Origin of the sequence: Streptomyces sp. CC228A (genome assembly GCF_021390935.1) — a bacterium.
In the GTDB taxonomy this organism is placed as follows: domain Bacteria; phylum Actinomycetota; class Actinomycetes; order Streptomycetales; family Streptomycetaceae; genus Streptomyces.
Genome location: NZ_JAJPUI010000005.1, coordinates 192,293 through 204,751, shown reverse-complemented (window position 1 = coordinate 204,751; position 12,459 = coordinate 192,293). Strand labels below are relative to the sequence as shown.

12 protein-coding genes are annotated in these 12,459 nt (G+C 65.4%); 4 read left to right on the top strand and 8 right to left on the bottom strand.

Features of this window, described 5'->3' with window-relative positions; translation table 11 throughout:
* Positions 1–19: 19 nt before the first annotated feature.
* The 4 genes from L6E17_RS16360 to L6E17_RS16345 form a co-directional block, all read right to left on the bottom strand.
* Positions 20–1,390: an ATP-binding protein gene (locus tag L6E17_RS16360; RefSeq protein ID WP_236241496.1), complete on the bottom strand. Its 1,371-nt coding sequence runs from the start codon at positions 1,388–1,390 to the stop codon at positions 20–22.
* A 31-nt stretch (positions 1,391–1,421) separates the two neighbouring features.
* Entirely contained in the window at positions 1,422–2,108 is a 687-nt protein-coding gene (locus L6E17_RS16355; protein WP_236241495.1) for a hypothetical protein, read from the bottom strand.
* Positions 2,108–2,416 carry a DUF6112 family protein gene (locus L6E17_RS16350; RefSeq protein ID WP_039649441.1) on the bottom strand — a complete coding sequence of 103 codons (309 nt, stop codon included), beginning with the start codon at positions 2,414–2,416 and terminating at the stop codon, positions 2,108–2,110. Before L6E17_RS16350 ends, L6E17_RS16355 begins: the two co-directional genes overlap by 1 nt.
* Before the next feature lie 72 nt (positions 2,417–2,488).
* On the bottom strand, positions 2,489–3,616 hold the full coding sequence (locus tag L6E17_RS16345) for a C40 family peptidase (protein WP_236241494.1): 1,128 nt from the start codon (positions 3,614–3,616) through the stop codon (positions 2,489–2,491).
* 637 nt (positions 3,617–4,253) lie between these two features.
* On the opposite strand from L6E17_RS16345, the gene L6E17_RS16340 reads away from it, so the two are divergent.
* Complete coding sequence (locus tag L6E17_RS16340) at positions 4,254–5,000, top strand: site-specific DNA-methyltransferase (RefSeq protein ID WP_236241493.1); 747 nt, start codon at positions 4,254–4,256, stop codon at positions 4,998–5,000.
* 98 nt (positions 5,001–5,098) lie between these two features.
* Here the strand turns inward: L6E17_RS16340 and L6E17_RS16335 are convergent, their stop codons facing one another.
* Together L6E17_RS16335 and L6E17_RS16330 are read right to left on the bottom strand one after the other, a co-directional pair.
* Positions 5,099–6,040 carry a DUF5655 domain-containing protein gene (locus L6E17_RS16335; protein ID WP_236241492.1) on the bottom strand — a complete coding sequence of 314 codons (942 nt, stop codon included), beginning with the start codon at positions 6,038–6,040 and terminating at the stop codon, positions 5,099–5,101.
* 169 nt (positions 6,041–6,209) lie between these two features.
* On the bottom strand, positions 6,210–6,359 hold the full coding sequence (locus L6E17_RS16330) for a hypothetical protein (RefSeq protein ID WP_236241491.1): 150 nt from the start codon (positions 6,357–6,359) through the stop codon (positions 6,210–6,212).
* Positions 6,360–6,504: 145 nt separating this feature from the next.
* Between L6E17_RS16330 and L6E17_RS16325 the strand changes: the two genes are divergently transcribed.
* The 3 genes from L6E17_RS16325 (at position 6,505) to L6E17_RS16315 (ending at position 10,407) form a co-directional block, all read left to right on the top strand.
* Positions 6,505–6,888, top strand: a complete 384-nt coding sequence (locus L6E17_RS16325) for a hypothetical protein (RefSeq protein ID WP_017238986.1) — start codon at positions 6,505–6,507, stop codon at positions 6,886–6,888.
* 88 nt (positions 6,889–6,976) lie between these two features.
* A complete protein-coding gene (locus tag L6E17_RS16320; protein WP_236241490.1) occupies positions 6,977–8,434 on the top strand; it encodes an ATP-binding protein in 1,458 nt (485 codons plus the stop codon).
* Positions 8,431–10,407: a Druantia anti-phage system protein DruA gene (locus tag L6E17_RS16315; RefSeq protein WP_236241489.1), complete on the top strand. Its 1,977-nt coding sequence runs from the start codon at positions 8,431–8,433 to the stop codon at positions 10,405–10,407. The genes L6E17_RS16320 and L6E17_RS16315 overlap by 4 nt, the downstream gene beginning before the upstream one ends.
* A gap of 226 nt (positions 10,408–10,633) precedes the next feature.
* Here L6E17_RS16315 and L6E17_RS16310 read toward each other — a convergent pair whose 3' ends face one another.
* Positions 10,634–11,827 carry a hypothetical protein gene (locus tag L6E17_RS16310; protein ID WP_236241488.1) on the bottom strand — a complete coding sequence of 398 codons (1,194 nt, stop codon included), beginning with the start codon at positions 11,825–11,827 and terminating at the stop codon, positions 10,634–10,636.
* Positions 11,824–12,390, bottom strand: coding sequence for a DUF4365 domain-containing protein (locus L6E17_RS16305; protein ID WP_236241487.1), 567 nt, complete (start codon positions 12,388–12,390; stop codon positions 11,824–11,826). Before L6E17_RS16305 ends, L6E17_RS16310 begins: the two co-directional genes overlap by 4 nt.
* Between the last annotated feature and the right edge of the window lie 69 nt (positions 12,391–12,459).

Here is a 12,459-nt window from a genome sequence, read left to right as displayed (position 1 = left end):
CCACCCCGTCAGCTCCGGGCTACGAGCCCGAGCGGTCCGCTGGCCCGGGATAGATCCACCGCTGCGGGGTGGCGCCTCCCTGCGGAGGAGGACCGCTGCGCCGCGGTGCCGGCGGGTCCAGGTGCGTGACCTGCGGTGCCGAGACCGAGGCGCCCTGTGGCGTCGGCCCGGAGACCGCTGGCGCCGAGTCAGCTGCCTGGCCCCCACCGGGGCGCTGGATGAGCGGGACTCCGCGGTCACCGTCCGTGGGAGGACGGCGGATCAGCGCACGGCCCTTGTCGCCGGTCGCACTCGGATCCTCACCGAAGCGGAAGTGGGTCTGCTTCGGCTTGGCCTCACCACCGGATCCGCCCGTCGGGTCGATCCCAGAGGCGACGCCACCGGAGCCCTGGCCCGGCACCTTCGCCGGCCCCTGCGGAGCCCGCATTCCCGTGCCGGCCTGAACCGCGAGCTGCCCCGCGGTCTTCGCCGCACCCGCGGCGACCGCCATGCCGGCGACACCGGTGCGGTGCAGATCGTCGTGGCCGCCGCCGTCGGCCGCCCAGTGCACGAACTTGTACGTGGCGTAGGGGCAGAGCAGCACCAGGACCATCACGACGATGCCCGCGATCGCATCCGACAGGGCGCTCAGCCCGTCGCTCGCGTCGGTCTTGCCCATGGCGGAGACACCCAGCAGGAACACGATGGTCATCAGGAGCTTGGAGACGATCAGGGTGCTGGTCGCCTCGATCCAGCCGCGCCGCCAGCGCCGCGCGACCTCCCAGCCGCCGCCGGCCCCGGCGAACACGGCCAGGGTGACCAGGACCAGGATGCCGACCTTGCGGGCGACCATCACCGCCCAGTAGAGGAAGGCGCCCACCGCGCAGCCGAGTGCGACGATGGCTGGGACGCCCCAGCCCAGGCCGTACATCGCCCCCAACTCGTTGACCTTGATGATGCGGCGCACCGCATCGTCCACGGAGCTGTTGGCCGCCTTGAACAGGCCGGCGCTGAGCGCGTCGACCACAGTGATCGCGACGGTGGTGCAGGCGATGGCGGCAAACGCGAACAGGACGCCGGCCACTGTTCCGTACACCGCCTGCGCGAGGGCGCGTTCGTCCCGGCGCCAGGCGGCGCGGGTGAGCTGCAGGCAGAACGTGCCGACGGTGAGGATGAGGCCGATAGGCAGGATCAGCTCGTAGTTGCTCCTGAACCACTCGGCGTTGAGATCGATGGCCGTGGTCCGGTCGACGGCCTTCGACGCCAGATCCGCTGCGGCCTGGGCCATCTCGCCCATCGACTTGGCGATCCAGGCGCCGATGCCGTCGGTGACGGCTTCGCCGGTCGCGCCGACGACACCGCCGACGGTGTCGCAGACCGTACTCATCAGAGGAAGGTCGCAAGCCCCCATGAGGGCACCTCCTTACACAGGTTGAGGGCGATCACGGCGCGACGTTCGGAAGGACGCCGACGAGGGCGCAGTCGCGGTCCGGTCGGCACTGGACGGCGAGGGTCGTCGAGCGGGACTCGGCTCCGGCACCGGAGCCCTTCCAGGCGATGGACTGCTTGCCGGTGACCGTGACGGCGTAGACGTACGCCTCGGTGATCGCGCCGGGGTCCTGGGCCAGGGCGGTCTTGAACGCCTGCGGGAAGTGGCCCTCGCCGATCGTGGCGTCGGCGTGCTGCCCGTTGTCGTGCATCCGCGACCACAGCACCGGGCCGGGTACCTGGTCCGTGACCGACTTCCAGTCGGCGTACTTCTTCTCGCTGGTCATCCACCGCTCGAGGCCGGCCAGGTGCTCGGCCTGCGAGAAGGACCGGGTGTCGTACGTCCACAGGACCTTGGTGGCGGCCTTGGCGAACTCGATCGGATCGGCCGTCCTGGGCGGCGTGGCCACCGCCACCCCGGTGCGCGCGGTGGCGGCCGGGGAGGGAGAGGCCGATGAGGACGTCGGCGCGGGGGTGGCCTTCGGCGGGGCCGGGCTCTCCGCACGGGTGACGTACGCGACCAGGCCGGCGACGGCCAGCAGGACAGCGAGGACGATGCTGCCGATCGAGGCGCGGCGCAGAACCGAGGACGGGGCTCCGTGCCTCCGCTCCCTGGCGGAAGGGAAACGATTCTTCGACATCAGTGAACCTGCGTCCCCATCGCCGAGAAGAACGCGACGACGCCGTTGGCCGCGCCGAGCAGGAGGGCGCAGCCGGCGGCGACGACCGTGCCCTTCTTGCCGTTGGCCTCGGCCTGGTGGCCTCCGCTGTGGTGGCCCCAGGCCCAGACGATGGCGGAGATGGCGAGGGCGCCGACCGTGGCGATGATGCCGAAGAGGTTGATGCTGCCCATGACCTTCTTGAGGACGTCGAGACCGGGCAGGCCGCCCTCGCTCGGCGTGACGCCAGGGTTGTACGCCAGCATCTGGGCGTGCTGAATGAGCTTCATTGGAACTCCAGTATGAATATGGGCGCGCGAAGGCCCGGAAGGGGAGGACTGAGAGGGGGAGAGGGGGGCCGGTCAGACGATCCGGCGGGCGGCGAGGACGTCCGGCCGCCACTCGGCGAGGGTCGAGAGCTTGACCACGTCACCAGTGCGCGGTGCGTGCAGGATCAGGCCGTCGCCGATGAACATCCCGACGTGTTCCGGGACTTGGGCCGTGCCGCGGGTGAAGAGGAGATCGCCCGGCTTGAGGGCGTCGACGCTGACCGCCTTACCCTCCTTGACCTGCGTGTACGTGGTCCGGGAGATCGAGACGCCCCCGGCCTTGTACGACATCTGCATCAGGGACGAGCAGTCGCAGCGGCCCATCGGGTCCTGGCCGCGCGGATCGGTGCACGCGCCACCCCACTGATACGGAGTGCCGAGCTGACCGAGCCCCCAGCGGATGGCGGTGCGGACCGACTTGGGCGCATCAGCCGGGATCTTGTAGTCCTTGGGGACGGAGCCTGCGGGGATCGGACCGAACTTGGCCCCGTCCTCACCGGTGCCGCACCCGCCGGGAGCCGCATCCGTCCGCTCGCCCTCGTCGCCTCCGTCGGAACTCGACTCCTCCGACAGCGACGTGGCGATGGCCTTCTGTAGAGCCGTGCCCAGCGGCTCCCACTTGGCGTAGGCGTCAGGAAAGCCGCTCTTCTGGACCGCCTGTGCCGCCTGCGTGACGGTCATGGACTGCCAGCCTGGGACCTTGAGCAGAGCCTCGTAGAACCTCGTCGAGGCGTGCACCGGATCGCGGACCTGCTGGGCCGTCCCCCAGCCCTGGCTGGGACGCTGCTGGAAGAGGCCGAGCGAATCCCGGTCGCCGTAGTCCAGATTCCGCAGCCCCGACTCCTGCAGGGCCGTGGCGAGGGCCACGACCTGTCCTCGCGCCGGCACCTTCATGGCGACGCCGGTGGCCTGGATCGTCTTGGCGTTCGGGATCTGCTCTGCGGGATCGTCCAGCCCCGGGACCGACACCGTGGCCTTGCCGCCGCCTTTGAGGATCGACTCCACCTGCTTGGCGACCGCCGCGGTATCCACAGCCTGTGCATCGCCGCTCGCACAGGCGGCCTGGGCACTGCTCGCGCCGGCCAGAGCCATCGCGAGCGGGGCGATCAGCAGCAGTGGGCCAAGAGCCACGGACCCGACTATTGCCGCGCCCGCCTTCACGGCCGCGGGCCGTCCGCCGAGCGGAGGTCACAGGCGTCGGACGTCGGGGAAGGGCGTGCCTGGGCATGCTGCATCAGCAGCTCCTTACTCGTAGGCAGCGCGGCACCAGCGTTCTCGTCGAAAAGGTCACCGGCACCGCACCGGTCGGAAATTCACAACACCTGAGATCAGGGAATAGAGATTCCAAGGGTCGGGAGCGGCTAACTCCCGACTCCTGGGAACCCCGTTACTGGAGAGCGGCAGCCAGCCGCGCTCTTAATCTCACACGCCACACGGAGAATCCCCTCGCCGAAATATCAGGCTGTTTCGTGAGTGCTGCCGTGCCGCCACCTGGACGAGGCAACACGCATCAGCACAGCTCAACAGGGCGGGAGCAGGGCCCCGTCCGTCGAACACGGCGAGACTGTAGAGACGAATTCCGGCCGCACCAAACGACGCCTCGCCTGGCGGTCGGGGCCCGTGATGTGTCGGCAGAGCGTCATTAGGTGCGGCCGGGATCGGTGGTTACTCTCCAGCCCATCGCTCTCCTCAGGCAGCTGTTTCTGTGGCTTCCGGGAGCGAATCACGCCGACGTGCGCGGTATTCCGGGAACGCGGAATCCCGCACGCCCGTCCCCGCGGAAAGAGAGAACCGCACAATGTCGTATACCCTGCACCGAGGCGACGCGCTGACCGCCCTCGCCGGCATCCCTGACAACAGCGTCGACGCAGTCATCACCGACCCGCCCTACAACAGCGGCGGCCGAACCAGCAGCGAACGAACCGGTCGCAGCGCCCGCGCGAAGTACACCTCGGGCGACGCCGAACACGACCTTGCCAACTTCCCCGGCGAGAACCGCGACCAGCGCTCGTACGACTTCTGGCTCACCCTCCTGCTCACCGAGTCCTACCGGGCCACCGCCGAGTCCGGCGCCGCGCTCGTCTTCACCGACTGGAGGCAACTGCCCACCACCACCGACGCGCTCCAGGCCGCCGGCTGGACCTGGCGCGGCATCGCCTCGTGGCACAAGCCGGTCTCCCGACCGCAGAAGGGCCGACTCAAGCAGTCCTGCGAATACATCGTCTGGGGCACCAAGGGCCCGGTCGACCCCGACCGGAACCCCGTCTACCTGCCCGGCCTTTACACCGCGAGCCAGCCCCGGAAGGACCGCGTGCACATCACGCAGAAGCCCGTGGAGGTGATGCAGGAGCTGGTGAGGATCTGCCCGCCGGGCGGAACGGTCCTCGACCCCTTCACCGGCTCCGGCACAACCGGCGTCGCCGCCCTGCGCGAGGGCCGCAAGTTCATCGGCGTCGAACTCTCCGAGCACTACGCCGACATCGCGGAGCAGCGACTTCAGAGCGCCCTGACTCAGGAAGACTTTGAATTGGCGGGCCCCGAATAATGAGACCAGACCGCGCCAGACGGCCACCCCTGAAGGAACGCAAACGGGGGGCCGGTGCGCACCCCAGCTTTGATGCACACCGGCCCCGCATATCTGGGTCAGCGGCCTTCGACGCTTCGCCGGACGAGGTCGCTGGCTCTCGACAAGTCCTCGTGTGACCGGATCCGCAGTTCCAGAGGGCCAGTCCCCAGACAGCCGATCTTGCGTACGTCACGGGCGAAGCCCTCGACCAACTCGACAGTGTCGGGATCGATCGCAAGCCGGACCACGAGGGTGTGGCGGCGCGGCTGGAAGCGGATGGTCGCAACGTTCTTGATCCGTCGGTACGCGACGTAATGCAGTTGGAACTCCTTCTGCACATCTGCCTGTGAGATCAGCATGGCGTCGAGGTCGGTGTACAGGTCCCGCAGAGACTGAGGCGACTCGTCGTAGAACTGCCGGACTGACTTGACCGTCGAGCCGCCACCCCCTGAACCCACCGAAGACGCACTCGTGGTCGCGGGCGTGCTGGAAGTCCGGGACGGTGCCGCGGAGCCGGTCACCGAGGCGACCAGGTGCAGAGCCAGCAGGCCCCCGCCGAAGTCCCGGTAGCTCACGAGATCGATTCGGCGGCCGATCTCCTCCAGCGCGTTCGTGTCGTGCGACGTGAAATCCCCGGCGATGCACACCAGACGCGGATTGCTCCAGTCGACCGAGCCAGCCGCATCGTCGCCCAGCCGTTCCTTCACCAGACTCTCGAACTCATGTCGGTGATCGCGCAGCCACGACAGGTATGACAGTGCCTGAGTGATCACCGCCTTGCCATTCGAACGCTTGTACTCAATGATCACTGGGTTGCCGCTCTCGTCCAGGCCGAGGGAGTCGATCCGCCCGCGGTGCCGCGAACCGGTGCCGTACTCGGACGCCAGGAACCGGATCCCGAGCATCGCTTCCATGTTCTGCTCGATCAACGTCTGCAGGTGGCGCTCCAGCGCCACCGCCGCTCCCGGGATCTCGGCCGCCTGGCCGTCAGCGACCCGGAAGAGCTTCAGATCGTTCACCGGCTCCACCCCTTACCTTCGCCGTCGGCACCCTGAACAGGCCAATCGATCGGCTCCGGCATGTATTCCAGCAGGGCCCCCAACCGCGCTGGTGCGCCAGCCGGTGCCGGGTGGTCATCTCCGCGGCGTACCGGACGGCCTTCCAATCGATGATGGGGAAAGCAGTCGCTCACGGCGTGGGAATCGCGCCCTTCAACCCAGCCAGGGCGGCGTCGTACGCGGCGACCATGCACAGCTTGTGCTCCAGGGAGAAGCAGCGGTGGGTCGGTCTCGGCGCCGAGTCCTCAGACTCGGCTATCGGGCCGTTCGTCCTGGTCATCTGGCGCAGGGATCCTGGCCGTCCCAGGAAGGGCAGCCCGGATACCGGGTGTCTCACCACAGACTCACAGGGGGGCGGCGGAGGAGTGAGCCAGCAACTGCCGGGCCTGGCGCACACGTCCTGTTTCTTCAGTCATGATGCTCACATGGCCACCATCCAGTCCGCAGCCGAGATCGCACCGCTCCTGGAGCGGCTCAAGGGGAAGAAGATCGCTACGCTTCAGGTGCTTGGCATCAACTCGCTGAAGACCGTTTCACCGCTTCCAGAAGCGCTCGTCGGGGAGGCGGTGACAGAGGTGGACGTCGTTGAGCGCGTCATCAACATGCACACGGCCGGCCACCGCATCTCGTTCGATCTGCAGCGTACGGGTCGGGTCGTAACCCTCGAGTCTGCTGAGCCCTACCTGCATGCTGCCGGGGGCAGCCGCCCTACTGTCCGCCTCCTCATGGCTGACGGCTCAGGCGTGGACCTGACCGAACCGGCCAAGACGAAGCGGATCACGGTCACGATCGTGACCAGGTCTGACTGACCTTGCCGCACCGAATGACCTGCTTTCCAGGCGGCCTCGATGCAGCTACTCTCGACGCAGGTATCTGAGCAAGTCATCGGGAGAAGCGATGGGCCGGCAGACGCAACATAAGGACGACCTCCTGGTCTCCTCCAACTTCATCCGCGCAGTCCGAGAGTCGGGCTACGTCAGCCTCTCGACCGCCCTCGCAGAACTCATCGACAACTCGCTCCAGGCGGCAGCGACGAAAGTCGCGGTCACGGTCACGAGGCCCAAACCAGGTGGCCTTCCGGAGATCCGTGTGGAGGACGACGGCGAAGGCATGTCACGCTCCCGGCTCGAGGCATGCCTCCGCTTCGGCGGCTCGTCACGCTTCGACGAAAGGGAGTCGTTCGGCCGGTTCGGCATGGGGCTGCCCGCCGCGTCCCTCAGCCAGGCGCGGCGAGTAGAGGTGACCTCATGGCAGAACGGTCAGGCGGCCAACCGGGTCTGCTTGGACGTTGACGCCATCGCGGCCGGGACCCCAGTTGATCTTCGGGCTCGCCGTCAGCCCGGCGTCACGACGGGGTCGGGCTGCCTGGTGACCTGGCAGCACTGTGACCGTATCGAGTACCAGCGCCTCGCCTGGCTCGAGCGTGCGCTGCGGCGGGACCTTGGACGCATCTACCGCCGCTTCCTCAGTAACGGGGACCTCACGTTGACCCTCAATGGGAAGCGGGTCGATCCGGTGGATCCCATGCTTCTCACGGCGAAGATCGAGGGGCACAGCGCAGGCTTGGCGTTCGAGCCGCTCCGCTACGAACTGGCAGCGGCGTCGGGCAAGACGGCATTCGTTACTGTCCGGTTCGCGATGCTGCCGGTGCAGCACTGGCAGCACCTGGATAACGCTACCAAGCGGCGCAGCGGCATCGTAGGCGGAGCTGGCGTCTCCATTCTCCGCGCCGGTCGCGAGATCGCGAGCGGCTGGCACCTCATGGGGGCGAAGCGAAAAGAGAACTACGACGACTGGTGGCGCTGCGAGATCGAGTTTGATCCCGTCCTCGACGAGCACTTTGGTATCACCATTAACAAGCAGGGAATCCGGCCTTCCCAGGTACTCCAGGAGGCCCTCGGGTCGGAGTTGGAGGCGATCGCCCGGCTTTTGAACTCGCGTGTCCGCCAAGCTTTCGAGGAGGTCAAGTTTCAAGCGGCCACGGAGGCGTCCTGCCGGGTAGCGGCGGCCGCGGATGCCGATCTGCCTGTCATCCCTACGGCGGGTAGGGGCTCGGGCGCCCTGAGTTACCGGATTGGATCCGAGCAACTCTCGATCGATAAGATGTTCGCCTCCTCTCTGAAGCGGCGCACGCTCGATGTCACGCTGAACGTTGACCACCCTGCCTTCGCAGCGTTGTACCGCCCGCTCCAGAAGTTGGGTGATGAGGCGGCAGGAGAACTCCGGACTGCTCTCGAACTGTTCCTCCTGTCCTTCGCCCGCACCACAACACTCCTCAGCCGCGACGGCCACAACTGCGACGATCTCCTGCGCATGTGGAGCAGGACCTACGGACGGATGCTCCAGAAGTCATGAAAGAAGAGGCCAAGCTCGTTCCTCTCAGCCTTCCGGCCGATGCCTCCCGCCGGGAACAGCAAGGGTTCGCCCGACTCTGCACCCAGCTTGCGAGCACGCCGATGGGGGCGGAAGCCGTAGGCGACCACGAGCGGTGGATGAAGGCAGCCAAGATCAACAACTTGTACGACCAGCCTCTGCTCGCGGCGGCTGCTCACGTCGCCATCGATCTTGTGGATCAAGGCTGGACGGTTCGAGTGGACAGGTCTAAGGCCGTCTTTACTCCCCCTTCGGTCCACGGCGACCGCAAGGTGGAGAAGGCCCGGATCCGGCGTCAGGAGCACCTCCGCCGTGACGAACAGCTCAGAAAGAGCAGCGTTCGACGGTTCGTCGAGGGAATGGAGCGCACGCACCAGCACGGCGACCGATTGGTCTCCGTCTTCAACCTGATGCGTGACGGCCGCGAACTGGCTGACGCGTTTCAGCGCGCCGGCGCGTCTGCGGATGTCATTAAGCCCTACGTTCAGATCGTCGACTCATCGACTTGTGAACTGACCGGATTCAAACTTCACGACATCTGGCGTTACTTCCGCCACACATGGTCCAACGCCTACGCGACCGTGCCTGGCCGTTCGATGCCGATCTTGGTCCGGGACGCAGCCACCGAGTTCCACGCGGTGATCGGGTTGGCGGCCATCTCCAGCCCCGTCGTCCAGATTGCCGAGCGTGACCACTGGATGGGCTGGGAGACGGATCAATTCCTCGAGCAGGTGCAAGCTGAGCCCACTGCTGATATTGCTGGCTGGCTGGCTCAGCGGATCGAGGGCCAGCAGAGCGAGATCTACGTTGACGATCTCCTTCGTGACGGGATTCTCCAACCGACCGACCTGGCAGCGCCCACGCCTGAGGTCATCGCTCGGTTGCGGGCCGATGCCGATCGGCACCGTCAGAGGCACCACCAGGCAAGCACGATCCGTGCGGTCCGCAACATCGACCGCGAAGCGTGGGTGGAGCGCGCCGAAACTGACCTATTTCGGAGCAAGCGTTCGTCAGCGCTCGCAGAAGCCCTAGAGATCGCCAGCCTGCTTGGAGGCTATCTCTCCCCGCCCACGATCGAAGGCCTGACCAAGGCGTTCTCGGATCCGAAGGCCCGTTCGCAGATGCGCCGAGTGGTGCGTCGCGCACGTGGAGAGAGGGTCGGTACTGTCATCGCCGACCTCACCGTCTGCGGCGCCGTGGCGCCCTACAGCGCGCTGGCGGCGGGGAAGCTAGTAGGGGCACTTGCCGTCTCGCCCCAGGTTCTGTCCGCTTACCGCGAGAAGTATGCACGCCCGAGCGAGATCGCGTCGGCAATGGCCGGCCGCCCGATCCTGCGTGAGCCCCGGCTCTCCTTCGTCGGAACCACGTCGCTCTACGGCACCGGTTCAAGTCAGTACAACCGACTGTTTTGGCCTGCTGACGTCATGGGCGGTGAGAGCGACATCCGTATGGGTTTTCACGAGCTTGGACGGTCACGGTCCTTCGGGACCTCTCACTTCTCCGATGAGACCGTCGACGCCCTAGTTCGAGTCTCGACGTTGCGCGGCTCGCTCGTCCGGGTCAACAGTCTCTTCGGCGAGGGTGTCAGCCCCCGACTACGTAAGGTCCGAGTGGGGCTGGCAGCGCTTGGCTGGCCCGCCAACGAGCTTCTCAAGCACGGACGCGAGCGCATCCTCTACGGGGTTCCTCTGGTCGAGAACCTGCGGGACTACTCGCTCGGCGTCGACCAGGAGCCGAGGTACCTGCTGAATCCCGAACTGACCGAAGCGGACGCCAAGGTCTCCGAGTGGTGGCTTGAGCGCTGGTGCCGACGGCGGGCCACACAGGAGCATGTTCTTGAGTCCATGCGCTCGCATCGATTGGTCCGTCCAGTGGAGCACGGCGCCCGCGTACCGCTGCCTGTAGGAGAGGGAATGCCGGCGCCCGGCGAGGAAATGTTCCCTATCTCCAATTAAGAGACCGTTACCACCTACTCCAAACGTCGGCGCCGGCCACCGCGCTGCCTGGGAGGCCTTCCGGCGCGATGACTACCGACGGGGTGCCCCGTCTCGTACTCAAGCGCGGATGCTTGAGCACAGGAGTCGTCATGCGATCGCTTGTGTCCGCGGGCTGTGCCACCCCGGGTTCCGGGGTGGCACAGCCCGCGGGCGGACGGACGCTGGTGCTTGGAGTGCTCTTGCTTCATGCCTCGCCCAAGTCGGGTTTTGACGATCCTGAGAGATGCTGCAGGAAGCTCGAATCGACTTCGATATCGCCCGTCAGACGCCATGCGCGACGTTCGTATGAGAGGTCTCCGGTCACCGTAAAGGGCAGTTGCCGCCTATAAGCCATTATTGCCCAGCCGTGATTCTCTCCAGCTAGCGGAACCTGGACTCGCAGAGTTTTGCCACTTACCTCCGCCGCGACGGTGATGATTGCTGATTCGTCGTTGCTGGATGCCGCATCATCCCGCGTGAGTGATTTGACGAGTCCGACCAATGTCTCCCGTCGTGTGGGCTCTTCCCTTCGTACGAGCCGCTCCCGGACTCGTGGGAGCTCATCAATCACATCGCGGTCCAGCACAATGGTTGCTAGTCCCACGTCCGGCTTACGTTCAGCTGCTGCCCATTGGAAAGACAAGTCCAGCGAACGAAGGTGTTCGGGCTGCGACATATCTTCGAGTGATTCGACTAGCCCTGCACTTAGCCCTAGACTGCTCGGAAATTCGAGGGCCTCCTGGTCCCAGGATTGCGTCAGGCGCTTTGTGGTCTCAAGTCCTCTGGCTAGGGTTTCCATGACCCGCCGGGGGAAGGCAATAGTTGGCCGCTCGAGGCTGTCGATAGCCTGAGGGCTAGGGTCTCCCAGGCGTGTTACGACAGTGAACACAAAACTGCCACGCTTCGTGTGCCCGAGCCGTACGTCTTCATCCAGGAATTCGCCAACTGCCGCTGGCCTGCGTCCCTTATGCGAGTGATGGGGGTCAGCGGTTGTGGTTGCTGCTGCCCTCATCATCTTGTAGATAGCTTGCAGCGTCCTTTCGGCTTGCTGGAAGGGGATTGTTCCGTCAATCATGCCTTGGTCGAGACGAACGAAAAAGAGGTCCGCGCGTGTAGCAATGACGTGTTCCAGTAGCTGACCTGCATCCCAGTCATGAATGTGCCCGAGTGACTCGAGCGCATCCACGAAGCGTGGCATGAAATCTGCGAAGTCCGTAGCAAGCGGGATCATGACACGTGGCGCAGTGGACAAGTGACCCGAGCCATAGCGCCAGACCTGACGAACATCTGGCTGTTGATGTTCCAGTTCCCAGTCATGAGAAGCCAGGAACTGGGAGACAGCGAGAGGGGTCAACGCAGATGCAATATCGCGGTAACTGTCGAGTATGGATCGGTTCACCGCGAACCCTCCTCTGCATCGCCGATCGTCTTCATTATGCCCAAAAGCTGCTCGCCCGTGAACAGGTTTCGACGTGGCAAATGTACTGTGTGGTACTCCTTGATCGGGCCGTCATATCTCAGGTTATCGGCAGACTCCCAGAACATGCGGCTTCGTGTGAACAAGCCCCATTCGTCGGTTCGTAGCCATGGCTCTGGTTCGCGTGGGATAAGGAGTACACCGAGATAGGCGGGGATGTACCGTTTCCCGCGTGTCAATTTCCGAAACGGCTTTGCCTTCATGCGCCAGGTCATGCTGTCATCTTTGAGTAGACTTTCTTGGTAGGTGCACTTGAGTTGGAGCTCGAACTGCGGGCCGTAGTAACCGCGGTACTCCGTTGAGGAAACGATCGTAATATCAACGCCCTCATAGTCGGTCTCATGAGGTTTTATCGAGCATCCGGCGGCGTATGCGATCATTCGCGTAAACGACACGCTGAAATGTTCCTGTAGTGCCGTGATCGGCACTTGCCCCTCTGCGAGGTCATCCTCACCCATGGCCTCTTCGAGGTCATCTGCCGGCATACATCCCCCTCCTGGTATCGCTGCCAGCGGTCAAAGTCACCCTAAGGTCTATTTTTCCGTTCGTGGGCT